This window comes from Gemmatimonadota bacterium (assembly GCA_040388535.1).
In the GTDB taxonomy this organism is placed as follows: Bacteria; Gemmatimonadota; Gemmatimonadetes; order Gemmatimonadales; family GWC2-71-9; genus Palsa-1233.
In genome coordinates this window covers 308683-331937 of record JAZKBR010000001.1, presented here as the reverse complement: position 1 = coordinate 331937, position 23255 = coordinate 308683, and the positions used below count along the sequence as shown (strand labels likewise).

At 66.5% G+C, this 23255-nt stretch carries 23 protein-coding genes; 16 read left to right on the top strand and 7 right to left on the bottom strand.

The genetic code is table 11. The annotated features are described in order from the left end of the window. Position 1: 1 nt before the first annotated feature. The 9 genes from V4558_01540 (at position 2) to V4558_01500 (ending at position 11242) form a co-directional block, all read left to right on the top strand. The gene (locus V4558_01540; GenBank protein MES2304156.1) at positions 2 to 1939 is read left to right on the top strand and encodes an ATP-binding protein; all 1938 of its coding nucleotides are present in this window, start codon (positions 2 to 4) and stop codon (positions 1937 to 1939) included. Positions 1940 to 1942: 3 nt separating this feature from the next. Then, positions 1943 to 3124 carry a DNA repair exonuclease gene (locus V4558_01535; protein ID MES2304155.1) on the top strand — a complete coding sequence of 394 codons (1182 nt, stop codon included), beginning with the start codon at positions 1943 to 1945 and terminating at the stop codon, positions 3122 to 3124. Beyond that, a complete protein-coding gene (locus V4558_01530) occupies positions 3124 to 5538 on the top strand; it encodes an SMC family ATPase (protein ID MES2304154.1) in 2415 nt (804 codons plus the stop codon). The genes V4558_01535 and V4558_01530 overlap by 1 nt, the downstream gene beginning before the upstream one ends. Then, complete coding sequence (locus V4558_01525; protein MES2304153.1) at positions 5525 to 6487, top strand: GNAT family N-acetyltransferase; 963 nt, start codon at positions 5525 to 5527, stop codon at positions 6485 to 6487. Before V4558_01530 ends, V4558_01525 begins: the two co-directional genes overlap by 14 nt. Before the next feature lie 4 nt (positions 6488 to 6491). Beyond that, positions 6492 to 7871 (top strand): FAD-binding oxidoreductase, encoded by a 1380-nt coding sequence (locus V4558_01520; protein MES2304152.1) that lies wholly within the window; start codon positions 6492 to 6494, stop codon positions 7869 to 7871. Between the two features lie 71 nt (positions 7872 to 7942). Further along, positions 7943 to 8839: a DUF1259 domain-containing protein gene (locus tag V4558_01515; GenBank protein MES2304151.1), complete on the top strand. Its 897-nt coding sequence runs from the start codon at positions 7943 to 7945 to the stop codon at positions 8837 to 8839. 186 nt (positions 8840 to 9025) lie between these two features. Next, entirely contained in the window at positions 9026 to 9589 is a 564-nt protein-coding gene (locus V4558_01510; protein MES2304150.1) for a prephenate dehydratase domain-containing protein, read from the top strand. After that, positions 9586 to 9987 carry a chorismate mutase gene (gene aroH / locus V4558_01505; protein MES2304149.1) on the top strand — a complete coding sequence of 134 codons (402 nt, stop codon included), beginning with the start codon at positions 9586 to 9588 and terminating at the stop codon, positions 9985 to 9987. The genes V4558_01510 and aroH overlap by 4 nt, the downstream gene beginning before the upstream one ends. A gap of 91 nt (positions 9988 to 10078) precedes the next feature. Further along, the gene (locus tag V4558_01500) at positions 10079 to 11242 is read left to right on the top strand and encodes an aminotransferase class I/II-fold pyridoxal phosphate-dependent enzyme (GenBank protein MES2304148.1); all 1164 of its coding nucleotides are present in this window, start codon (positions 10079 to 10081) and stop codon (positions 11240 to 11242) included. Between the two features lie 5 nt (positions 11243 to 11247). Here V4558_01500 and V4558_01495 read toward each other — a convergent pair whose 3' ends face one another. Then, positions 11248 to 11412 (bottom strand): hypothetical protein, encoded by a 165-nt coding sequence (locus tag V4558_01495; GenBank protein ID MES2304147.1) that lies wholly within the window; start codon positions 11410 to 11412, stop codon positions 11248 to 11250. Between the two features lie 250 nt (positions 11413 to 11662). Between V4558_01495 and V4558_01490 the strand changes: the two genes are divergently transcribed. Genes V4558_01490 through V4558_01475 form a run of 4 tightly spaced genes read left to right on the top strand, consistent with a single transcriptional unit; the run spans position 11663 to position 14955 of the window. Further along, positions 11663 to 12076: a 6-carboxytetrahydropterin synthase gene (locus tag V4558_01490; protein ID MES2304146.1), complete on the top strand. Its 414-nt coding sequence runs from the start codon at positions 11663 to 11665 to the stop codon at positions 12074 to 12076. Between the two features lies 1 nt (position 12077). After that, the gene (locus tag V4558_01485) at positions 12078 to 12764 is read left to right on the top strand and encodes an SDR family oxidoreductase (protein MES2304145.1); all 687 of its coding nucleotides are present in this window, start codon (positions 12078 to 12080) and stop codon (positions 12762 to 12764) included. Continuing rightward, on the top strand, positions 12761 to 14374 hold the full coding sequence (locus V4558_01480; GenBank protein ID MES2304144.1) for a M23 family metallopeptidase: 1614 nt from the start codon (positions 12761 to 12763) through the stop codon (positions 14372 to 14374). The genes V4558_01485 and V4558_01480 overlap by 4 nt, the downstream gene beginning before the upstream one ends. Positions 14375 to 14379: 5 nt before the next feature. Then, entirely contained in the window at positions 14380 to 14955 is a 576-nt protein-coding gene (locus tag V4558_01475) for a hypothetical protein (protein MES2304143.1), read from the top strand. Between the two features lie 6 nt (positions 14956 to 14961). On the opposite strand, the gene V4558_01470 is transcribed toward V4558_01475, so the two are convergent. Genes V4558_01470 through V4558_01460 form a run of 3 tightly spaced genes read right to left on the bottom strand, consistent with a single transcriptional unit; the run spans position 14962 to position 17521 of the window. Next, positions 14962 to 16755 (bottom strand): long-chain fatty acid--CoA ligase, encoded by a 1794-nt coding sequence (locus V4558_01470; GenBank protein ID MES2304142.1) that lies wholly within the window; start codon positions 16753 to 16755, stop codon positions 14962 to 14964. After that, complete coding sequence (locus V4558_01465) at positions 16752 to 17087, bottom strand: hypothetical protein (GenBank protein ID MES2304141.1); 336 nt, start codon at positions 17085 to 17087, stop codon at positions 16752 to 16754. Before V4558_01465 ends, V4558_01470 begins: the two co-directional genes overlap by 4 nt. Then, positions 17087 to 17521, bottom strand: coding sequence for a tetratricopeptide repeat protein (locus V4558_01460; GenBank protein MES2304140.1), 435 nt, complete (start codon positions 17519 to 17521; stop codon positions 17087 to 17089). Before V4558_01460 ends, V4558_01465 begins: the two co-directional genes overlap by 1 nt. A 146-nt stretch (positions 17522 to 17667) precedes the next feature. Between V4558_01460 and V4558_01455 the strand changes: the two genes are divergently transcribed. Continuing rightward, positions 17668 to 18177: a phosphoribosyltransferase family protein gene (locus tag V4558_01455; GenBank protein MES2304139.1), complete on the top strand. Its 510-nt coding sequence runs from the start codon at positions 17668 to 17670 to the stop codon at positions 18175 to 18177. 1 nt (position 18178) lies between these two features. Here V4558_01455 and V4558_01450 read toward each other — a convergent pair whose 3' ends face one another. Genes V4558_01450 through V4558_01440 form a run of 3 tightly spaced genes read right to left on the bottom strand, consistent with a single transcriptional unit; the run spans position 18179 to position 21542 of the window. Then, on the bottom strand, positions 18179 to 18721 hold the full coding sequence (locus V4558_01450) for a V4R domain-containing protein (GenBank protein MES2304138.1): 543 nt from the start codon (positions 18719 to 18721) through the stop codon (positions 18179 to 18181). Between the two features lie 29 nt (positions 18722 to 18750). Further along, positions 18751 to 20781, bottom strand: coding sequence for an NAD-dependent DNA ligase LigA (ligA, locus tag V4558_01445; GenBank protein MES2304137.1), 2031 nt, complete (start codon positions 20779 to 20781; stop codon positions 18751 to 18753). Then, a complete protein-coding gene (locus tag V4558_01440; GenBank protein MES2304136.1) occupies positions 20778 to 21542 on the bottom strand; it encodes a hypothetical protein in 765 nt (254 codons plus the stop codon). Before V4558_01440 ends, ligA begins: the two co-directional genes overlap by 4 nt. 75 nt (positions 21543 to 21617) lie before the next feature. Here V4558_01440 and V4558_01435 point away from each other — a divergent pair, with 75 nt between their 5' ends. Together V4558_01435 and V4558_01430 are read left to right on the top strand one after the other, a co-directional pair. After that, a complete protein-coding gene (locus V4558_01435; protein MES2304135.1) occupies positions 21618 to 22955 on the top strand; it encodes a thymidine phosphorylase in 1338 nt (445 codons plus the stop codon). After that, a complete protein-coding gene (locus V4558_01430; protein MES2304134.1) occupies positions 22952 to 23209 on the top strand; it encodes a hypothetical protein in 258 nt (85 codons plus the stop codon). The genes V4558_01435 and V4558_01430 overlap by 4 nt, the downstream gene beginning before the upstream one ends. The last annotated feature ends 46 nt before the right edge of the window (positions 23210 to 23255 follow it).

Here is a 23255-nt window from a genome sequence, read left to right as displayed (position 1 = left end):
GATGAGCATTCTGGGTCGTGTGGTCGCCACCGAGATGAAGCCGAGTACGCCGCATCAGTTCCATTTCTGGACTGCGCCCGATGCCACGCTGGGGATCGGGACGATTGTGCGCGTCGAAGGCGAAGGCCGCACGGTGTTCGGGGTCGTGATGGAAGGCTTTGCCTACGCCGATCTTGCGCGCCCGCTCGACGCCGTGATTGGCGCCGACGGTGATCCGGCCAACGTGGCAAACGAGCCGACACTACGGCCCGAAATCCGTCTCTGGAGCGCGGCGGTCCTGCGCCAGCTTCCTGAGGAGCCGATGCAGCCGGTGCCGTTCGGCGGCGTGACCCTGGCGAGTGACGCCGACGTGCGGATTGCGTTGCGAATGGATGCCTATGTCCGCGAGGATGCCTCCACTGGAATTCCGATTGGTGTGTACGCTGCCGGCGGACTCTCGGCCCCGGTGTTGCTCGACGCCGACTTCCTGCTCGGCCCCGAAGCCGCACATCTCAACATCACCGGTGTCTCCGGCCTCGCGACCAAGACGAGTGCCGTGACTTTCCTGCTCTCGAGCATCTTCCAGACCTTTCCTGCCACGAAGGGGAGCGTCGCTGCGGTCTGCTTCAACGTGAAGGGACCGGATCTCTGTTTCCTCGATCAGCCCACCGCGCTGACCGAGGAAGACCTTGCCCTCTGGCACCGCCTCGGGCTGCATGCGGCGCCGTTCGCCGATGTGACCGTCTTCGCGCCGTTCAAGCCCGATGGTGTGAACCTCAACACGCTCCGGAGCAATCCGGCATTGCGCGCCAACGTCGCACCCCTGGTCTGGGGGCTGCGTGAAGTGCTCGACTACGCCGAAGTCGTCCTGAATCGTGACGACGTGGACGCGAAGTCGGATGCCCTGATCGACTTCCTGGCCGAACGGGTGGTCGGGAAGCGCTTCGAGGCGGCTGAACTGCGCGGCGCGCCGTTCGAGGTGATGAGCTTTGCCGACCTCGACGAATTCTTCCAGGCCATCTTCAACTTCCTCGAGACCAACCAGCGCGGCGCCGAGGTGTGGCGGACCCATCACGTCGCCACGATCCGGAAGATCCGCAATCGCCTCGGCAATATCGCGACCCGCTCGAAGGGGCTCGTCACTGATGACGGCATCGCGAATGACCTGCCGTGGGGCGCCTTCCGCGACAAGTCGATCACCGTGGTGGATGTGGCCGGCGTCGACCCGCTCGCCCAGGACCTCGTCTTCGCCCGGGTGATCTCCAAGCTGCGCGAGCATCTCGAGCGTCGCGACCTCGGTGTCGATCACGTGGTGGTCTTCGTCGATGAGCTCAACAAGTACGCGGCCGCCGACGGACCGGACAACTACGTCAAGAAGATGTTGCTCGATCTGTCAGAGCGCGGACGCTACCTCGGGCTCGTGCTCTTCTCGGCCCAGCAATTCCGTTCGCAGGTCCTTCGCCGGGTCACCGGGAACGCCGGCACCACGGTCTACGGCCGGATGGACAGCGACGAACTCGCGATGCCGGGCTACGCGACACTGTCGCCGGCGGTGAAGGCGAAGCTCGCAGCGCTGCCCAAGGGAGAGTTGCTGCTCCGGCACCCGCATTTTACGCAACCGATCTTCGTGCGCTTCCCGCGCCCGGCCTCACTCTCGGGGCGCGAAGGTGTCGAGCGCTTCCCACCTGCGATCGACCTCCCCTTCGCCGATGCCGTGATCGAGCGGCTCAAGGCGGTGGACGCGAGTATCGCCGCAGATGCCGTGCGGGCCGCGATCGACGGGCGCCCCGATGATGAAGTGCGGCGTGCCCTGAGCGCCACCGCACAACGGCGCCCCGACGATGTGCTCGCCTTCTTCCGCGGCTGCCTCAGGCGCACCATTGCCACGAGTCCGGTCGAACCGCGCCGCGGTATCGCGCCGCTCGCGCGCAACGACGACGATCCGTTCGCACCCTACTGATCGATGCGCATCGCCCACGTCGCCGACCTGCACCTCGGATTCCGGCAGTACCACCGGCTGACAGCGCGCGGGCACAATCAACGCGAGGTTGATGTTGCGCTGGCCTTCGAGCGTGCCATAGACGGTATCATCGCCGAGCGGCCCGACGCGGTGATCGTCGCCGGTGACTTGTTCCACGCGGTGCGGCCCACCAATTCGGCGATCCTCCTGGCATACCGGCAATTCCTCCGGCTGCGCACCGCGCTTCCGGATGCCCCGGTGGTGGTGATTGCGGGAAATCACGATACGCCCCGCTCGAGCGATACTGTCTCGATCTTCGGGTTGTTCCCCGAGCTCGGCATCGATGTCGCGCTCGACAGTGCTCGTCGCCTCGAGTATCCGGCACTTGATCTGAGTGTCCTCGCTGTCCCGCATCAGGCACTCTTCGAGGAGCCGCGCCCCGGCCTCGAGCCGGCGGGCGCCGCGAAATATCAGGTGCTGGTGCTCCACGGCGAGACGCCCGGTCTCTTCGGGGATGATCGTGGGGTGGCGGAGCCGGGCGGTGCCCACCTCTCGGAAGCGGACCTCGGACGCGGCGCCTGGAGCTACGTCGCGCTGGGCCACTACCACGTGCAGCACGAAATGAGCGAACGCGTCTGGTATTCCGGCGCGCTGGAGTATGTGAGTCCGAACCCCTGGGGCGAGCTGCACGAGGAGCGGCGGCAGCGCATCGCTGGAAAGGGGTGGTTGCTGGTCGATCTGGCCACCGGCGAAGTGACTCGCAAACCGATTGCACCGCCGCGGCGGGTTCTCGACCTGCCAGCGCTCGACGGCGCCGAGCTTGCCGCGCCCGAGCTGGATCGACTCCTTACCGAGGCGGTCGAGAGCGTGCCGGGCGGGATTGCCGAGGCCGTGGTTCGCCAGGTGGTGCGCAACGTCCCGCGCGCAGTCGGGCGCGAACTCGATCATGCAAAGATCCGCGCCTGGAAGGCCTTCGCGTTGCACTTCCAGCTCGACCTCCGGCGCCCCGAGGCGACCGAGCGCAGCGTCGGCAATGCGGCACCCGGAAGCCGACAGACGCTCCCCGAGATGCTCGAGGATTTCCTCGCGCGTCGGCCGCTACCCGGCGGGATGGATCGCACCGCGTTCGTCGCCGAAGGCATGGAACTCCTCGCGTCGGTCGCCCGCGACCACGGGGAGGGCTGATGCTGCTGCAGCGGCTTCGTCTTGTGAACTTTCGGCAGCACGAGCTCACAGACCTGGAATTCGGTGTCGGGCTGATCGGCATCATCGGCCCGAACGGCGCCGGCAAGACCACACTGCTCGAGGCGATCGCCTACGCGTTGTACGGTGTGCCGGCCACGCGCGGCACCCGCGAAACGCTGCGTCGTCGCGGGGCACCGCCCCGCTCCCGGTTCGAGGTCACCCTCGACTTCTCGCTGGGAATCCATCATTACTCGATCACGCGGACGCTGACCACGGCCGAGCTGTCGCAGGATGGACACCTCATCGCGAACAGCACCGGGGCAGTGACTGATCGGGTCACCGCGCTCCTCGGTATGACACGCGACGAGTTCTTCAACACCTATTTCACCGGGCAGAAGGAACTCGCGGTGATGGCGGCAATGGGGGCCACCGAGCGCGCACAGTTTCTCTCGCGCGTTCTCGGCTATGAAAAATTGCGCGAGGCACAGGATCGGCTGCGCGATCGGCGCACGTCGTTCCGCGCCGAGCTGACGGGGATCGAGCAGGGGCTGGCCGATCCGGCGGCGCTCGAGGCCGAGCTTGCCGCGGCCGCGGCGGCGCTCGCGGGGTCGCGCCGGGAGCGGGATATTGCGCTTGCCGGAGAACAGTCTGCCTCGGCGCGCCTCGCTGCGCTCACGCCTGACTGGACGGCCGCTGAGGCACGTCGCACGGCGTGGCAGTCGCTCGACGGCGAACGCCGTGTCGCCGAGGGAAAGGTGGCCGCGGCGCGCGCGTCGTTCGAGGCACTCGATCGCGAACTCGCCACCGCCTTGCGGGCGCGCACGCGCCTCACCGAAACCGCCGCGGCCACCAGCGAATGGACGGCCCTCACGGCCGAGCGCGAGTTGCTCGACCAGGCTTCGGCGGCGTGGGGCGCGCGCTCGAAGAGCGCTGCGCGGCGCGACCAGGCGCGGCGACGCGCCGAGGAACTCGCGCCGCAGCTCGCCGTGCTCCCCGACGCCGCGCGCGTTGACCAGTTGATGATCGCGCGGGCTGATGCCTTGTTGCTGCGCGACGCCGCCGATCGCCAGAACGAGGAGCGGCGGACCCGCTGGACCCAGGATGGTCAGGAAGTCCGCACGCGCCTGGAACAGTTCCGTGATCGCTATCGCGAACTCAAGGAGCAGCGAGAGCTGATCGAGGCACGCGGGCCTGAAGGAATCTGCCCGACCTGCGGCCGGCCGCTCGGGAAGGACTTCCAGTCGCTCCTCGATTTGCTGACGCGACAGCTCGAAGAGGTGGCCGTCGACGGACAGTACCTCCGCCAGCGCGCCGACCAACTCAAGGATGCGCCCGCGGAACTCACCGAGCTCGATGCCGAGCGGCAGCGACTCGAGCAGGAGCTGCGCAAGTCCACCGAGGCACTGGGGCAGGCGCAAGCGCAGATCCGCCAGCGTCGCGATCTCGAAGTCGAGCGTGATCGCCTCGCCGCCGAGCTGGTGCAACTCGAGGCAGAGCTGGCCGGCCCCGCAGCAGCGTACGATGCCGCGCGCCACGAGAGCGTGCGCACCCGCCTCGCCGAACTCGAACCGTTGCGACGCGAACACGATCAGCTGATCGGGCTCGCCACCCGGGCGGAAACGCTCCTCGCCGACGCTGCCATTGCCGAGCAGCGAGCCAGTGCCGCCGAGGCGGAGCTCGCGGCGCTCGATCAGCGCGTTGTGGCCCTGGGTTGGGATCCCGAAGGCTTCGCCGCGCTCGAACGGAACCTGCGGGAAATCGAGGCCGGTTTGCAGGCGTCGCGAGTGGCAGTCGCACGGGCGACGACGTTGGTGGAGGCAGGCGAGCGGCAGCAGGTGACGGCACTCTCCCGCCAGGCGGATCGACAGGCGAAGGCGGAGGCGGCGACGCGTCTCGGCGTGCGACTCGGACTGCTCCAGGAACTCGATCGGGCCTTCACCGACTTGCGCCACGAACTCAATCTCCAGCTCCGGCCCGAACTCGCCGAGCGGGCCTCACTCCTGCTCAGTGAACTCACGGGCGGACGCTACCCCGACCTCGACCTCGACGAGTCGTATCTTCCGACGATCGTCGAAGATGGCGAGGCCAAGCCGGTGATCTCGGGCGGCGAGGAAGATGTGGTGAATCTCGCGCTACGCCTGGCGATCTCCCAGATGATCGCTGAACGTGCCGGGCAGCCGCTCACCCTGCTCGTGCTGGACGAAATCTTCGGATCGCTCGACGAGGAGCGCCGCGGGTCGGTGCTCGACCTGCTCCGGGCGCTCTCGGATCGCTTCCCGCAAGTTGTGCTGATCACGCACGTCGAGGGGATGCGTGACGCCTTCGACCGGGTGATCCGGATGACCTACGATGTCGAGAAGGGTGTCACGACGGCCACTGACGAAACTCCGGAGCTGAGCGATGTGGCGGCCTGATCGTACTGTAGCCGGACCCGAGCGGGTGAAGCCACGCGACATCGACCCGCTCAATCGTGTCTTCTCCGATGCCTTCACCGAGCGCTACCGGAAGGACGGCCTCTCGGGTGTGCGAGTGCCCTATCTCAACCCTCTGATCTGGCAGTTCGCCATCGCCGATGCCGGCGACGGTGCGATGCTCTGGCGCGACGGGCGAGGAGAGATGATCGCCTTCAACATCGTGCACCAGACGGGGAGCGAAGGATGGATGGGGCCGCTCGCCGTCCGGCCCGATCGACAGGGGCAGGGGCTCGGTCGGCAGATCGTGCTGGCGGGCGTCGAATGGCTCATCGCCCAGGGGGCCACCACCATCGGCCTCGAAACGATGCCGCGCACAATCGACAACATCGGCTTCTACTCGCGACTCGGCTTTGTGCCATCGCCGCTCACCATCACCTTGCAGCGCGACGACCCGCGCCAGCAGGAACGGGTCGGGGAGCGTCTCGGTGAGCTCTCTGCTTCGGCCGCACGCCCCGTCATCAATGAGTGCCGACTTCTCGCCGATGCCGTCTGCACCGGTGTCGACTTCACCCGGGAGATCGATCTCACGCTCGAATACAAGGTGGGTGACGCGACGCTGCTGCGTGGGGCCGACGGTGCGCTGCGCGGCTTTGCACTCTGGCATACAGCGCCACTCGCCCAGGGACGCCCGGTGGAGGAGCTTCGGATCCTGAAGCTGGTCGCGCCCGATACAGCCACCGCCGTCGAGGTGATCGCGGCGGTCGAGCACGAAACTGCCGCGCTCGGGCTGACGCATTTCTCGTTGCGCTGCCAGACGCACTATCGCGAACTCTATACGATGCTCGTCGCCGACGGCTTCCGGGTGCAGTGGACCGATCTCCGGCTCACGCTCGGCAGCCACCCCGAAGCGGCAGCGCGTGGCGTGCTCTTGTCGAACTGGGAGATCTGAACTCGTGGTACACGACATTCTGTCCAGCGATCCCGCGGTTCGCCAGGCCTTCAGTGCCGACGCGTCAGGCATCGAGATGATTCCGGACCTCGTCGCGCGACCCGTTGCGGCCGCCGAGGTCGTGGACCTGCTGAAGCAGGCCAGTGCCGACGGCACATCGGTGACCTCCGCCGGCGGGCAGAGCAGCATGACCGCCGCGGCGATCACCGATCACGGAATCCTGCTCTCGCTCCGCGGCCTCGATCAGGTCTCTGACCTCGATGTCGCCGCGCGGACGGTGCGGGTCGGCCCCGGGATCGGTGTGGCCCAGCTCAAGCGCCAGCTCGCGGAGCACGGCCTCCTCTTCGCCGTCGATCCCACGAGCGAAGAGGAAGCCTCGCTCGGTGGCGCGATCGCCTGCAACGCCTCGGGCGCACGTTCTCTCCGGTACGGGGCGACCCGGCCGCACGTGCGGGCGCTGACCGTCGTGCTCGCGAGTGGGGAAGAGGTGGAGCTGCGCCGCACCCGGCTCGAGAAGAACACCGTCGGCTACGCCCCGATGCAGGATCCGATCGACTGGTTCATCGGCAGCGAGGGGACCCTCGGTGTTGTTGTTTCTGCGGAACTGGCTCTGCTGCCCTTGCCGGAGAAGGTGACAGGCATCGGCATTCCGTTTGCGGATGAGCGCGATGCGCTGGCATTTGTCGTCGCTGCACGCAGCGCGATGGACGCCGGCACGATGCATCCACGCTGCCTGGAATTCCTCGACAGCGGTGCGCTCGAGATCGTCCGCGCGGAAGAGGGCGGGGCGCAATGGAGCGGCAAGGCATTCATCTACACCGAGCAGGAGAGCCGCGGCGACGAGGAACTCGACTTCGATGCCTGGCTCGCGCTCGCCGAACGGCACCACGCCGTCACCGATGATATGCTGGTGTTCGATAGCGATGCGAGCATTCGTGTCGCCCGTCGGCTGCGCCACGCTGTCCCGGCCGTGCTCGGCGAATACGGCGGCCGGCACAAGGCCACCGGCGGGATTCGGGTCGGTACCGACTGGGCCGTGCCATATGGACTGTTGCCCGAGGCGATCGCGATGGCGCGGGGAGTCGCGGCGAGTCACGGAGTGGAAAACCCGACCATCTTCGGCCACGCCGGCAACGGCCATCCGCACTTCAATTTCATCTGCAAGAACCCGGCGGAGATCGAGGCGGTCGATCGGGTGTTGCTGGAGACCCTCACGCGGGTGATCGCGATGGGCGGCACCGTGGCGGCCGAGCATGGCATCGGCAAGATCAAGCAGCGGTGGCTTCCGTTGCAGTTGAGCCGGATCCAGGTCGATGCGATGGCGGCCCTCAAGCACGCGCTCGATCCGCAGGGGTTGATGGCGCCGGGGAATCTGTTGCCGTAGGTCACCCGTGGGGCAAGCAAAGGTCCACTCGTCTCCTCGGCACAGCACACTCGCCATTTCCAGGGGACCCTATGTCTGCCACCGCCCTGCGTACCGCGCTCTCACTCGCTCTGCTCCTGCCAGCGTCGCTGCTCGCTCAGGGTGATGACTGGAAGGCTGTCGACGCTGCCATGGGTCGCACCGCCACGGTGCTCCCTGGCGGTGTTCACAAGTTCGGGATGCCGCGCGCCGACCTCCGGGTCCGGATCGGCGCGGTCACACTTCGGCCCACCTTTGCTCTCGGCTCGTGGATCGCCTTCCAGCGTGAGGGAACGCAAGCGATGGCCATGGGCGACCTCGTGCTGCTGCCGTCGGAAGTCGAACCGGTGCGACGCAGTCTGCAGTCGTCCGCGATCGTCCCCTCCGCATTGCACAATCATCTCCTGAATGAATCGCCTCACGTGATGTACATGCACGTCGAGGCCCACGGCGACGCGGTGCAGATCGCGCGGGCGATCCGGGCTGCGCTCGCACTCACGGGTACCCCCGCGACGAGCGGCGCGGCCACCCCGGTCGACAGCCGGCTCGACACGGCGCTCATCGTCAATCGCCTTGGATACCGCGGCAAGGTCGTGGGTGGGGTGCTGCAGATCGCCATCGCGCGCCAGGATTCGATTCGCTCCGGCGGGATGCTTATCCCGCCGTCAATGGGCGTCGCAACGGCTATCAATGTCCAGTCGGCGGGCAGGAATCTCGTCGCGGTGACCGGTGATTTTGTCCTCGCGGCGGACGAAGTACAGCCCGTGATCAACGCCCTGACCGCGAATGCCATCGCCGTGACGGCACTGCACAGTCACCTGCTGGCCGAGGAACCGCGCTTGCTCTTCCTGCATTTCTACGGGGTCGGTGCGCCCGACAAGCTCGCCGACGGACTCCGCCTCGCGCTCGCCCGGACGCGGGTGGTGGCCCCCGTGACGCCCTCCCCTTGACGCCCTCCCCCTGCACCCGGTAACCTGAGTCACCATGCCTCGCGCAATGTTTACCTTCGCCTATCGCTTTACGGCCTTCCTCACTGAGGGGGTCGGGCACAGGCGCACGCGCTAGCAATACCGCGACGCACCAGTCCCGAAGCCTCCTCAATACTCGAGGGGGCTTTTTCGTTTTGGAGGAACGACATGACTCGCATTGCCTATCAGGGTGCCCCCGGCGCGTTCTCGTGGCTCGCGGCGCGCGAGCTCTTCCCGCGGGCCAAGCGCCAGGCGATGAGCGATTTCGCGTCGGTCGTCCGTGCGGTGGCGCAGGGTCGTGTCGAGCTCGGCATCCTCCCGATCGAGAACTCGGTGATCGGTGAGGTGCGTGAGGCGCAGGCGGCACTGCGCACTGAAGCGGGGCTCGTCATTGTCGAGGATGCCACCTTTCCGATCCGTCAGTGCCTGCTCGCACTTCCGGGCGCCAGGGTGGCGGGGATCCGCTGGGTCGAGAGTCATCCCGCGGCGCTGGCGCAGTGTGCCGGATGGCTGTCCGAGCGCGGCCTGCAGATGCGGGCGGTCGATGATACCGCCGGTGCCGCCCGCAGCATCGCCGCGGACCGCGACTACACCCGCGCAGCGATCGCCGGGGTCGAGGCCGCAGAATTGTATGGCCTCGAGGTCCTGGCGCACGATATCGCCGACCGCGGCGACAATTGCACTCGCTTCGTCGTCATCGCGACCGCAGTGCGCGCCGAGGTGGCCGCGTGATCCGGCGATGGGTGCGACGATGGCTGGCGGTGCCCGACGTCCGGGCGATCCGCGGCGCTATTACCGTCGCCAGCGACGACGCGGCGGCAATCCGCGAGGCGGTCCTCGAGTTGCTGCGAGAGGTGCGCCGGGAAAATCACTTTGCCGACACCGAAGTGATCAGTGCCATCTTCACCGTCACTCCCGATCTCACGGCGGCGTTTCCGGCCGAGACGGCTCGTCGCGCGGGGTGGCATCACGTGCCGCTGCTCTGCATGCAGGAGATTGCGGTACCGGGAGGCATGCCTCGCTGTCTGCGCGTGCTGGTACACGTGCAACGTGACTGGCAGGAATCTGCGCCGAGGCACGTCTATCTCCGGGGCGCGGCGACGCTCCGACCGGATCTCGTACGAGCCTGATCCGGAGTCGTACGGGGGTGTTGCATCCGTTGCGGAGACCTGCCACAATCCTCCGCGCCGACGCCCATTCCCCGTGACCTTGTGAGTGCATGTGCCCGTTCCAACTGAACGCCTGCAGCGGATCAAGCCGTACGTCTTCGCCACGCTCGCCGAAAAGAAGCGCGCCCGGCTCGCGACCGGTGCCGCGATCGTCGATCTGTCACTCGGCTCCCCTGATCAGCCGATGCCCGATGCCATCATCGAGTCGCTCGCTACCGCGGTGCACGATCGGTCGCGTCACGGCTATCCCGACTTCACCGGTGATCCGACATTCAAGCGCAGCTTTGCGGGGTTCCTCGAGCGCCGGTTTGGCGCCACGGTGGATCCGATGACTCAACTGGTTCCGACCGCGGGCGCGAAGGAGGCGCTTGCTCAGGTGATCCAGACCTACTGCAATGCCGGCGACGTGGTCCTCATCACTGACGTGGCGTACCCGGTCTACGAGCGCGCTGCGATGGCCGTTGGCGCCGAGACCGTCGCCCTGCCAGTCTCGGCCGCGGGTGAATGGTGGCCGGACCTGGGAGCGGTGTCGGCCGATCTTCGTCGCCGCGCCAAGGTGCTGGTGCTGAACTTCCCCAACAACCCGACATGTGCGGTCACCTCGCTCGATCGACTCGCCGAGGCAGTGGCGTTTGCCCGCGCCAACGACATCCTGTTCGTGAGTGATCTTGCCTATAGCGAATTGACCTTCCGCGGTGAACCGGCGCCCAGCGTGCTGCAGGTCCCGGGTGCCCTCGATACGGCGATCGAGATTCATTCCGGCTCGAAGAACTTCTCGATGGCAGGCCTGCGGGTCGGTATGGTGGTGGGGAGTCCGGAGGTCTGTCGGGCGCTCAACGCGTGCCGCAATTTGGTCGGGTATGGCGCACCGACGGTGGTTCAACTGGCAGCGGCAACGGCGTTCGAGCGCGCAGAAGAACTGTCGTCACTACTTCGAGCCGGCTACCGCGAGCGCTTCGAGGCTGCGGGAACAGGATTCGCCTCGGGCGGGTTCAGGGTAGAGCTTCCCGCGGCAGCCATGTATCTCTGGTTGCCGGTGCCCGCGGGCATGACCGACTGGGAGGCCACCGAGTTGCTACTGTCCCGCGAAGGGATCGTGCTGACCCCCGGGAGCGGTTTTGGTACCGGTGGAGCGGAGTATCTGCGGATGTCGATGGTCGCCCCACCCGCCGTTCTCGAAGATGCGGCCCGGCGCGCCGCCAGCATCTGGCGCTAGCAGCGTCAACGCGGTTCCAGGGTGCCCCAGCGAGAACGGGCGATTCCGCGAACGGCGAGGATCACGCCAGCGGCCAGCAGGATGTGGTACCAGGCTGTGGCAGGCTGCACCTTGAATTGCAGCACGCCCCAGACGATGAGGCACAGGATGCCGATCGGGAGTTCCACCATCGTTGCTCCTGTGGTGTAAGGAAATCAGTCGCGTTGACCGCTGTGATGCGTGCCCATATTATAGCGGTGGGCGGACGGTGGTGGGGAACCAACGTTTCGAGCCAACAGGTCCGAGGATGGGCCCACATTCCAGGTCCGACGCCATGCCCCTCGGGGGAAGACGGACGACAGGGAGAGGGTGCCAAAGCGTTTCTCCACGGGCTTCGAAATACACCTCCCTGCCATCGCCCGTTCACCCGGGATTCCGCAAATGCCCCGCGCTCTTGTTGTCCGTCGCGTGCACTTCAACGCGGCCCATCGCCTCCACAACCCCGCACACTCCGACGAGTGGAACCGCGCCACGTTCGGACCGTGCAATAACGCCAACTATCACGGCCACAACTACGAGGTCGAACTCTGTGTCGCGGGGGAGATCAGCCTCGAGACCGGCTACGTCGTTGATGTGGGGATTCTCAATGCCCTCTTCGACGAACACGTCCATGGTTTGCTGGATCACCGGAATCTGAACCTCGACGTCCCGTGGTTCGCGACCCACCTGCCCTCGGCCGAGAATATCGCGCGCTTCATCTGGGAGCAGCTCGAGCACCGGATTCCCGCAGGGAAGCTCGCCTGTGTGCGCCTGTGGGAAACGCCGCGCAACTTTGTCGAATACACCGGAGCGTAAGGTGAACCCTGCTGTGGTCCTCGTGACCGGCGCGTCGCGCGGCATCGGCGCTGCGACGGCGAAACGGTTCGCGGCTGATGGCGCCACCGTCATCCGGCTCGCCCGCAGCGCACTGCCTCCCCTTCCAGGGAGCCGCGACTACCGCGTCGACCTCGCCGACCCCGCCGACCGCGCGCGAGTGCTGCACCTGATCTCGGAAGAAATCGGCCTTCCCGACGTCATCGTGAGCAATGCCGGAGCCTTCCTGATGGCCCCACTCGAAGACACCAGCGACGCCCTGCTGCGCGAGCAGCTCGCGATCAATCTCGAGGCGCCACTCGCCATCGCGCGGCAATTTCTCCCGGCAATGCGGGAACGCGGCAGCGGCGCGCATCTCCTGGTCGGGAGTGTGGCAGACCACAAGGCGTACGCCGGCAACGCAGCGTATGCCGCGAGCAAGTTCGGTGCACGCGGGCTGCATGAGGTCCTGCTGGAGGAGTGCCGTGGGAGTGGCGTGCGCTGCACCCTGATTTCGCCAGGCCCGACCGATACCTCGGTCTGGGATCCGCTCGATCCTGACTCGCGCGGCGACCTGCCAAATCGTGCCGATATGCTCTGTGTCGACGATGTCGCTGCGGCGATCCACTTCGCAGCAATGCAGCCGGGCCACGTGCAGATCGAGGAGATCCGGATGGGGGCGAGCCGATGACGCGCGGAGTTCTCTTGCTGTTCGGAACCCTTGGTGGTGCCGCGCTCGCGCGGCACGGATCTCCGCTCTATGCCAAAGCCCTGACTCCGCGTGACGCGGAGACCGGTGCCGCCCAAGGGCGGCACCACCAGGTCGCGCCACCAGCCCTACCAGACTCCGCCGGAATCCCCACGATCGCCCTCACCTCCGCGAAAGCCCCCAACGGCGACATCTGGGTCGGCACCTACGGTCGCGGCATCTACATCGCCTCCGGCAAGAAGCCGCTGCGCCGCCTCGTGAATGACACCAGCAAGACCTCGATCTCGATGAACTTCATCAATGCCATCGCCTTTGGCGCGCGCGGCCAGATCTGGTACGGTACCATCGGTAACGGCTGGGGCGTATCACTCGATGGCGGGAAGAGCTGGAAGAACTGGACCTTCACCCAGCTCGGCCCCGAGTGGCAATACGTCGCGCCCGATGGCATCCTGATTCGTGGCGACACCGTCGCGATTGCGACCGCCGACGGCTTGCAGGTAACGACCGACGACGGCGCCCACTGGACCGCATTCGGCGATGCCGTGGGGCCGCCGGCCAAGGGGCCCGCCGACACCATGCTCGCGGTGTTGCCCAGCGAATATCTGCTCGGGTTCGCTGCGCCGCCACGGGCCCGCGCCTCGTCACTCGGCCTGCGTCTCCTCGGGCACCGTACTGCCTTTCTCCCGCTCGGGCAGTGCCTGCGCGCCGCCAGCGGAGAGCATGACGCAGCGTGCGTGGTGGCCGACCAGCGACTCGGTGCCGCGGTTTCGGTCGCGCCGATCGGGCTCGTGCCTGTTGCCGGCCCTGTCGCGGGAAGTGCCAAGGGCTGGTCGCCCTGGTTTGCCCGCCCGATCGGTCATGCCGACAATGACATGAATGACCAGACCTACCGCTGGGGCTCGACCATGGGTGGGTTCTTCCAGCCACATCAGGGGATCGAATTCAATAACCCTGATGGCACGCTGGTGCACGCCATCGGCAGTGGCACCGTGGTGTACGCGGGCCGAGCGGAACGGGGCGCGCTCACGGTCTCGATCCGTCACGACACCATGCTGACGATCGCCGACAAGAAGTTCTTCGTCTTCTCGGTGTACTACCACAACTCCAGGTTGCGCACTTCGGTAGGTGATCGCGTTGCTCGTGGTGATATCATCTCTGAAGTTGGTCATACCGGCAGGGCCACCAACGATCATATGCACCTCGAAGTGCACCTGGCACCGACCGACTCGGTGAAGCCGATCGTCGACTCGCTCAATCGTTACCCGCCCTATACCACCAATCCTGAACTATGGATCACGCCGCTGCCTGGCACCGGTCTGATCGCAGGCACGGTGGTCGATGCAGCAGGGAAGGCGATTCCGCAGGCGCACATCTACGGTGTGAAGAAGCCGTTGCCGGCCGAGACGCCATTCGTCTTTGCCGAAACGTATGGCCCGCGCAATCGCCCGCATCCGGTTTATGGCGAGCAGTTCGCCCTCACCGACGTGCCGGCGGGTCTCCACACCCTCTTTGTCGTCATCGACGGCAAGCGAATCACGCGATCGGTCCGGGTGCGACCCGGCGCGATGACCTGGGTCGAGTTCCGGCCCTGATCGCTGTGCATATCGAGCTTACAGATCACCTGCGCTGTCCCCAGTCGCACGAGGAAGCCTTTCTCGTGCTGCTCCCCGATCAGATGTCCGGCCGAGAGGTGATTGCGGGACACCTCGGCTGTCCTGCATGCGGCTGGAACTGCGCCTGGACCAATGGCATTCCTGATTTCGGTGGTGGAGCGCCATCGGTGGCAGCGCCGCCATGCGATGCCGTGTCGGCGGTTGCCTTGCTCGGTATCTCGGGGCCGGGCGGTTGGCTTGCGCTCGCGGGTTCGGCCGGCGCCCTCGCCAGGGAACTCGCGGAGCTGCTTGCTGGCGTCGCCATCGTGGCCATCAATCCGCCAGAAAGCGTCGTGCCGGCTGAGCGGGTAAGTGTGTTGCGGAGTGGCGCGTGGCCCCTCAAGGAGCACTCGATGCGTGGAGTCATCGTGGGAGCCGACGCCGCCGAGTGGCAGGTGGCTGCGGTTCGCTCGGTACTCCCGGGGCTTCGCGCGGTGGGCGTCGGTGCACCGCCCCTCGATGTACCGGGGGTCGAACTGCTCGCCGAGGCCGATGGTGTATGGGTGGTCCGGCGGCGCTAGCGCGCGTCAGGCGTCGACATAGAGATTCTCGATCTGCGCCTGGTAGTGCTCCTCCACGACCTTTCGTCGGACCGACATCTTTGGGGTGAGTTCTCCCCGCTCAATCGAGAAATCGTGCGGCAGCACCAGAAACTTCTTCGGCATCTCGAAGCGAGCCAGGTCGCGCAGGCTCTTGCGTGCCTCGCGCTCGAGCTTCTCCTGCACATCGGGCAGCTGGGCAATGTCCTCGCCCTGTTTGAGCGTCCGCCCCTTGATGGCGAGCCACTGCGTGACAGCGCTCTGGTTCGGCACCAACAGCATGATCGGAAACTTGCGTTTGTCGCCGAGCATCACCGCATTGAGGAAGAACTTGTTGGTCTTGAGCAGCGCTTCGATCGGCTGTGGCGCGATCTTCTTCCCGCCGGCGGTCACGATCAGGTCCTTCTTGCGATCGGTGATCTTGAGGCAGCCGTCGGCATCGATCAGCCCCACGTCACCGGTATGAAACCAGCCCTCGGCATCGATGGCCTGCGCCGTGGCCTCGGGGAGGTTGAAATAGCCGAGCATCACGTTCGGGCCGCGCGTCAGGATCTCGCCGTCGTTGGCGATGGTGACTTCCACGCCAGGAATCGGGCGCCCCACGGTGCCGGGCTTCAGCAGCGAGAAGGTGTTCACCGTCATCACCGGTGACGTCTCGGTCAGACCATATCCCTCGAGCACCGGCAAACCGGCGGCGATGAAGAAGCGGCAGATGTCGGGGTTGAGTGGTGCGCCCCCCGACACTCCGAAGCGGAGTCGTCCGCCGAGCCGGGCGCGCAACTTCGAGAAGACGAGCAGATCCGCCACCCTGTGCCCGAACGCGAGACCCCCCGGAACGGTGCGATGCGCCAGCGTGTATTCGAGCCGCTTCTCGCCCGTCGCCCTGGCCCATTCGAAGATCGCCCGCTTGATCACGCCCCCCGACATCGCACTGTCCAGGGTCCGCGTATAGATCTTCTCGTACATCCGCGGCACCGACGCGAGGATCGTTGGGCGCACCTCGCCCATCTCGGTGAGCAGCGCGTCCATGCTGGTCGCGTAGTTGATGACCGTCCCGGCCTGGAGCATGGTATAGTGCCCGACCATTCGCTCGAAGATGTGCGACAGTGGCAGGAAGGAGAGGCATTCATCCTCGGCCGTGATCTCGAGGACCTGCAGTGATGCCACCACGTTGCTGGTGATGTTGCCGTGACTGAGCATCACGCCCTTCGGGTCGCCGGTGGTGCCCGAGGTGTAGATGATGGTGGCGAGATCGCCGGCCTGCACCTGCCTGGCTTCGTCCATCCAGTCGCCATAGCGACCCGCAGCTGCAGCGCCGCGCGCTTCGAGTTCCTGCAGCCCGATCACGCCTTCGGGGTACGGTCCGTCGTCAAAGACGACGATGTGTTGCAGGTCGGGCACTGAGCTGCGCCCCTGAAGCACCTCGGCCAGTAGCGCATGCGACGAGACGAAGATCCCCTTGGCGCCCGAGTTGCGCAGGATGAAGCAGGCCTGCTGTGCGGTCAGCGTCGGATAGATCGGTACATCGGCAAGACGCGCCGTGAGGCAGGCGTAGTCGGCAATCGCCCATTCCGGGCGGTTTTCCGAGAGGATGGCCATCCGGTCGCCGGCGGTCAGGCCGAGTTCCCGGAGACCGCAGTGAAGATGGAAGACCCGCTGGAGCAACTGCTCGTGCGATAGCGGCGTCCACCGGCCATTGCGCCGCGCTCGCATCGCCGCCGGGCGACTGCGAAACCGCTCGATCGCGCCGAAGAAAATGTCGTTGAGCGTGGCAGGCGTCACGGTTGCAACGTGATCGAGATCAGGTCGGAATGCAGCGTGCCGACGCGGGCCTGAACCCGGGCCGTTCCGGTGCCGACGCGGGCGAGGATGGCGCCACTCACCGAGTCGACCGAGATCGCAGTCGTGTCGGGCGTCTGCCAGCGAATCTCGGCGGCAACCGAATCGCCTTGCTGGTTCACCGCGCGCACCGGCAGCGTGAGTGTTTGACCGAGACGCAACACCAGCGGCTGGGTGTAACTGATCTCGAGGGCAACAACGCCATCACCGGTGACCGGAAGCGCGCTGCACGCGGCAAGTGCCCCCAGCGCCAGGAGCAGGGCGACTCGTCGCATCACGATTCTCCCGCCGGTGCTCCGAGGCGTTCGAGGGTCTCGCGAGCGTGACCGACCCAGCGCGCCATTTCCGGATCGCGTGGCGGCTTGGAGAGAAAGGCGCGCAAGTGTTCGGCCGCTCGCGCGCTGTCGCCGCGTCGCAGCAACAGGAAGGCGAGCCCGTAGTGGGCCCCGGGAAGATCGGGCGTCAGTTCGAGGGCACGCCGGTAGTGCCGGATCGCTTCTTCGTGGCGCGACGTCTTGGAAAGCGCAATCGCGATGTACTGCAGCACCTTGACGCTGGTGGGCTCGTCGCGCAGGGCGAGCTGGTACGATGTCACGGCACCTTCGAAATCGCCCTGACGCTCCAGCGCGAGTCCCTCATTGAGGTAATCGAGCCGTTGCGGCTTGACCGAGGCCTCCTCGCCCGTGAGGATCCGCTTCCACCAGTTCATCGCCGGGTCACGCCGAAGTGTTGTGGCATCCCGCCAAACTTAGGCCGCGCTGGCAGGTGGGGCAACGCGATTGGCGGCGGCGCTGTCGGAGGGGTAGGTTGGCAGCAGGGGTTCCACTGGTCCCCACCTTTCCCGTCGAGGCTCCCGTGCCGCGTCTCCGTCCGGAACCAACCCGTGATGCGCTGGAAGTCGACTGGGCCTTCTTCGGCGAGCTCTGCCGTGCCCTCGCCCTCCACGTGTCGCGGGAGTATGACCCCGAGATTGTGGTGGGGATCGCGAAGGCAGGCGTGATCCCGGCGGCGATCATCGCCACCATTCTGCAACGCGATTTCGTGGCGATCGGGATCGCCCGCACCAGCGAAGGCGCCGACCCCGAACTGCTCTCGGGACCACCCCCGTCGATCGCCGGGAAGCGGGTGCTGCTCGTCGACGAGACCTGCGATACCGGCGACACCCTCAAGCTCGCGCTCCACGCCATCAACGGAGCGAGGCCAGCGGCGGTCCGCACCGCCGTCTCTTTCAAGACCGGTCGCTGGAATCCGGACTTTCACGCTTTCGAGACCGCCAAGGCAATCGTGTTGCCCTGGGATCGTGAAGTGGTCGAGGGTGGCGAACTGGTGACCAGGCCCGATCTGCGCGGCTGGCTGGCCGGCTGACTCAGGCGGGGAAATCGCCCGGGCGGAAGGCCTCGCGCCACGGCCGCCCGGCGGCGAGCACGTCGTAGACCGTCGCCAGGGTCGCGGTGGATCCCGCGAGAAATCGGCAGGCCGAATCACCGCGCGAGAGACACTCCACCTCGAGCACGGACATCGGCGCCCCCGCCTGTGCCGTCAGGAAGGCGGCGAAGAGCCCGCAGGAAAAATGGCACGATGGATGTTCGCTGCTCCCCGGTTCTGCTTCGGCCCATTCCCCGCCTTCGAGCAGAACCGCGCGTTCGGCCAGCGGCGTGACCGTGAGCGACCCCCACCCCAGCTCGACACAGACCTCGTCCAGCAGCGGCCCGAACCAGCGCATATCGAGCCGACCAGCGTCATCGAGGCCGGTATGCGCGGCGATCTGGTTGCGCCAGAGATCGAAGAGCGCCTCACCGGTCGCGAAACCGGCATCCTGCAGGATGTCAGCGGCGGTATTGGCGCCAGCGGCCTGCAGGCGATGACGCAGACGATGCAGGGATTCAGGCGCGATGGTGAAGCTGGGCATCGGGGACCGTGGTGGCTGGGAAGGCGAAGCTAGGCGTCGGGGCCGATGCGCCGCAAGAGCCCGGCCTCGTCGATCACCGGGATGCCCAGCTTGGTCGCCTTCTCGAGCTTCTCACCGGCATCAGCGCCGGCCACCACCAGCGTCGTCTTCTTCGTGACGCTTGCCACGACCACCCCACCTGCGGCAGCAATCCGCCTGGCCGCCTCTGACCGGGTCAGGTTCGGCAGCGAACCCGTCAGGACGACCGATTCCCCGGTGAGCGGCCCGGTGATGCTCTCGGCCTGCGGCTCCGCCGTGTTGAGCCCACGTTCGACCAGCCGATCGAGCAGCCCCGCCGAGGCCGCATCGTCGCAATAGCTCCGGAGCGCGGTCGCGATCGTCGGACCGACGCCGGGGACCTCGGCGATCTGTTCCTCACTCGCAGCCCGAAGTGTCGCCAGGGAGCCGAAGGCCCGCGCGATGGCAAGCGCCACGGTCTTCCCGACATGGCGGATGCCGAGGGCGAAGAGCAGGACGGAGAACGGCCGCTGCCGCGAGGTCGCGATCGCCGCAACGAGTTGGGTCGCCGATTGTTCAGCGAAACGATCGAGCTCGAGCAGCTGGGCAACCGACAAGGTGTAGAGGTCACTCACATCGTGGATCAGGTCGGCGTCGAGGAGCTGCCGCACCCGCTCGGCACCGAGTCCGCGAATGTCCATCGCGTCGCGAGAGGCAAAATGAATGATTCCCTCGAGCAGTCGCCCCGGGCAGAGCACATTCGGGCAGTAGCGCGCCGATTCGTCGGGGTCGCGAATGGCGGGGGTCCCGCAGATCGGGCAGTGCGTGAGCGGCGCGAAGGGAACCTCGCTGCCATCACGCCGTTCGCGGAGCGGCCCCACCACCTGCGGGATGACCTCGCCCGCGCGGATCACCTCGACCCAGTCGCCGATGCGAATTTCCTTCTGGGCGATCTGATCTTCGTTGTGCAGCGTCGCGCTGCTGATGGTCACGCCACCGAGTTCGACCGGTTCGAGCACGGCCCATGGCGCCAGGGCGCCCGTGCGACCGACGTTCACCTTGATGTCGAGCAGCTTCGTCACGGCGACTTCCGGCGCGAACTTGCGGGCAATCGCCCAGCGCGGTTCGCGATCGGAAATCGTCCCGAGTTCATCCTGCAAATCACGCCGATCGACCTTCACGACCACACCGTCGGCATCGAAGGGAAGCGTGGGCAAGGTGGTTTCGAGCTTCGCCACGCGGCTGAACACCTCCGCGAGTGAGCCGCAGCGTGCGTGATGGGGCTCGACCTGGAATCCCCAGGCGCTCAGCTGCGCCAGCATCTCGTGATGACTCGTGGCCGCGAGCGTACCTTCGATTGCCTCGACGTGGAACGCGAAGCTGCGCAGGCGACGGCTCCGGGTGATCGCCGGGTCGAGCTGACGCAACGCACCGGCAGCCGCGTTCCGCGGATTGGCGAAGGGTGGGTCGCCGTCGGCCTCGCGCTGGGCATTCATCTTCGCGAAGGCGCGATGGGCGAAATACACCTCGCCGCGGACTTCCATCAGGGCGGGCCAGCCAGCGCCGGTCAGGCGCAAGGGAATGTCGTCGATTGTGCGCAGGTTTGCGGTCACCACCTCGCCCACGCTGCCGTTACCACGGGTCGCCCCGCTTTGCAGTATGCCGTCGCGATAGGTCAGCGAGATCGCGGTGCCGTCGATCTTCACTTCGACCGTGTAGCCGGCGGTCCGCACCGCGGGCGTGAGCCTCGCATTGCGCTCTTCCCACGCGACGAGCTCTTCGTCGGAGAACGCATTTGCCAGCGACAGCATCGGACGCAAGTGGGTGTGCTTGGTGAGCTGCGACGACGGCGCGCCGCCCACTCGTTGCGTCGGCGAACTCTCGACGACGAGCGAGGGGTGCTCCGCTTCCAGCGACTGGAGTCGCCGGAAGAGGAGATCGTATTCCGCATCGGAAATGGTGGGGTGATCGAGTTCGTAGTACTCGCGGCTCGCCTGGGTCAGCTGCTGTCGGAGCCTCTCGGCCTCGGCCGCAATAGCCGGTGGTGTTGCCCGTTCGTTCATCGATTCAACTTCCCCGCGATGACAGTGCTCAACTCCTGTGCGCGCCGTCGATAGGTGAGGTCCATCGGCTCGACCGGCGACATGGTGAGAATCAGGTCCACTTCCCGCTTCGCCTCCCGCCACCGCTCCCGGTTCACCAGCACCTCGGCGAGATCGAGATGGTGGAACATCCGTCGCGGATCCAGCTCGACGGCGGTGCGGAGATTGTGCTCGGCTTCGTCCCATGAGGCACGATTGAAGATATCCGCCCCGAGGAAGCTTTTCGCGAAGAACTTCTGCAACGAGGAGAGTCGCATGATCTCGGCGTGCCAGCGGCCGAGCAGGTGGTACGCGCCGTCGTGCTTCGGGTCGAGGTCGATGGCGTTATGCGCCTCCCGATAGATCTCGGCGGCGCGCTTGATCCGCTCACGCACCCCCAGCGTCAGCGAGGCACGGCCGACCGCCGTCCCGAGGGCAAAATGGCCATCGGCGCCCGATGGCTTCGCAGTCACGGCCCGACGAGCGTAGCTTTCGGCCTGGGCGTACAGTGAGTCCCGCGCGGGACTCTTCTGGTTGTCCGGGGTTTGCTGGCCGATGTTGACCAGCGTCATGGCGAGTCGCCAGTTGGCTTCGTAACTGTCTGGCTCTTCCTTGACGGCCTGCTCGAGCGCGCGTCGGGCGCCGAGGTAGTCATAGCTGAGCATCGCCGTCGTGCCGCGCGCCAGGGCGCTTTCCTGGGCCGCGAGGCGCCGAGGCCCCAGCAGGGCCAGGGCAGAAAGCACGATGCATGATGCAATGCGGGATACGCTGGTCATCACTCTTCTCGAAGATCCGGGGCCGCTGCGGCCCGAGGCTGAATGGTCGTCCCACGCCTGATCGAACGCAAGCGAGACGGCGGTACACTCACCGGTGACGAATGGCGCGAGCTGATCCGCCACTACACCACCGGCGACGTCCCCGACTACCAGATGGCGGCACTTGCAATGGCCGTCTTCTATCGCGGCCTCGCCACCGAGGAACTCGCGGCTCTTACGGATGCGATGCTCGACTCCGGCGATCGATTGCACTTCACGGGCGAGACACGACCGCGAGTCGACAAGCACTCCACCGGTGGTGTCGGCGACAAGACGTCGCTCCTGCTGGCGCCAATGCTGGCGGCATGCGGCGTGCTCGTGCCGATGATGTCGGGTCGCGGGCTGGGGCATACCGGTGGCACGCTCGACAAGCTCGAGGCAATCCCCGGGTTCCGCACCTCGCTCTCGTTGCAGGAAGCGGAAGCGCAGGTCCGGCGCATCGGCGCCGCGATGCTCGGCCAGACGGCAGAAGTCGTCCCCGCCGACCGAAAGCTCTATGCCTTGCGCGACGTGACCGCCACGGTGGAGTCGATCCCGCTCATCAGTGCGAGCATCATGTCGAAAAAGCTCGCCGAAGGGCTCACCGGCCTGGTCCTCGATGTGAAGATCGGCTCCGGCGCCTTCCTCCCCGAGGAATCTCGGGCGCTCGAACTGGCGCGTTCGATGATTTCACTTGGCGAGGCGCGAGGCTGTCCCACGGTCGTGCTGATCACGGCGATGGACCGTCCGCTCGGCGTCGCCTGCGGTAATGCCATCGAAATCGTCGAGTCGATCGAGGGGTTGCGCGGCCATGGCCCCGACGACCTGATGGAGGTCACCTATGCGCTCGGCATCGAGATGCTCCTCCTCTCGAAGCTCGAGACCGATGCCGCCGCCGCTCGTGCTCGGCTGGAGCGAACCATCAGCTCGGGCGCCGCGCTGGACGTGCTGAGACAGATGGTCGAGGCGCAGGGCGGAGATCCGGCGGTAGTCGATCACCCTGAACGCCTCGCGCGGGCGCCGGTCCAGCGCGAGGTGCTGGCCGAGCGCGACGGCATCGTGAGCCAGGTCGAGCCGCGTGCGCTGGGGCGCGTAATCAGCGAGCTTGGTGGCGGTCGTAAAGTCGCCACCGACTCGGTGCTCCCCGATGTCGGGCTCGAGGTGTTCGCGAAACCCGGCGCTGCGGTTTCGCGTGGCGATCGCCTCGCGGTTGTCCATGCGCGCACGGCCGAGGCCGCATTCGCAGCAGAGCAGGGCGTGCTTGCTGCCACCACCATCGGCGATGCTGCAGGGCCGATACTCCCTCTCGTTGCCTGGCGCGTCAGCGCCGCCGGGGCCGAACCCTACGGAGCGACTCCATGAGCAGTCTGATCGCTTTTGCCGTACTTGCCGCCTTTCTCGTCTGGTTCCTCGGACTCGGCAAGGGGCGGCCGGTCGCGGCCCCCGAAGACGATGTCGTCACGCCGGTGGATGAGGACGAACTCGAGGCGGCGGAGCGCGAAGTCCGGGAAGCCGGCGCGCGGCCGATCAACGAGGCCCTCGCCGACGAGGAAGGTCACGACGATGACGACTGGGGCCCCGGGACGAGTCGATCGAATTTGCCGGGGATTGTGTGATCAGATGACAGATGACAGATGACAGATCTGTCGCCCTGAGCAAAGC

What these genes read in the sequence shown, in the direction of transcription:
- V4558_01430 (MES2304134.1), top strand. Translation starts at nt 22,952, where the DNA reads ATGAGCAGTCTGATCGCTTTTGCCGTACTTGCCGCCTTTCTCGTCTGG.
- V4558_01465 (MES2304141.1), bottom strand. Translation starts at nt 17,087, where the DNA reads ATGCGACGAGTCGCCCTGCTCCTGGCGCTGGGGGCACTTGCCGCGTGC.
- V4558_01460 (MES2304140.1), bottom strand. Translation starts at nt 17,521, where the DNA reads ATGAACTGGTGGAAGCGGATCCTCACGGGCGAGGAGGCCTCGGTCAAG.
- V4558_01435 (MES2304135.1), top strand. Translation starts at nt 21,618, where the DNA reads ATGGTCGTCCCACGCCTGATCGAACGCAAGCGAGACGGCGGTACACTC.
- V4558_01535 (MES2304155.1), top strand. Translation starts at nt 1,943, where the DNA reads ATGCGCATCGCCCACGTCGCCGACCTGCACCTCGGATTCCGGCAGTAC.
- ligA (MES2304137.1), bottom strand. Translation starts at nt 20,781, where the DNA reads ATGAACGAACGGGCAACACCACCGGCTATTGCGGCCGAGGCCGAGAGG.
- V4558_01495 (MES2304147.1), bottom strand. Translation starts at nt 11,412, where the DNA reads ATGGTGGAACTCCCGATCGGCATCCTGTGCCTCATCGTCTGGGGCGTG.
- V4558_01525 (MES2304153.1), top strand. Translation starts at nt 5,525, where the DNA reads ATGTGGCGGCCTGATCGTACTGTAGCCGGACCCGAGCGGGTGAAGCCA.
- V4558_01540 (MES2304156.1), top strand. Translation starts at nt 2, where the DNA reads ATGAGCATTCTGGGTCGTGTGGTCGCCACCGAGATGAAGCCGAGTACG.
- V4558_01510 (MES2304150.1), top strand. Translation starts at nt 9,026, where the DNA reads ATGACTCGCATTGCCTATCAGGGTGCCCCCGGCGCGTTCTCGTGGCTC.
- V4558_01515 (MES2304151.1), top strand. Translation starts at nt 7,943, where the DNA reads ATGTCTGCCACCGCCCTGCGTACCGCGCTCTCACTCGCTCTGCTCCTG.
- V4558_01450 (MES2304138.1), bottom strand. Translation starts at nt 18,721, where the DNA reads ATGCCCAGCTTCACCATCGCGCCTGAATCCCTGCATCGTCTGCGTCAT.
- V4558_01530 (MES2304154.1), top strand. Translation starts at nt 3,124, where the DNA reads ATGCTGCTGCAGCGGCTTCGTCTTGTGAACTTTCGGCAGCACGAGCTC.
- V4558_01480 (MES2304144.1), top strand. Translation starts at nt 12,761, where the DNA reads ATGACGCGCGGAGTTCTCTTGCTGTTCGGAACCCTTGGTGGTGCCGCG.
- V4558_01490 (MES2304146.1), top strand. Translation starts at nt 11,663, where the DNA reads ATGCCCCGCGCTCTTGTTGTCCGTCGCGTGCACTTCAACGCGGCCCAT.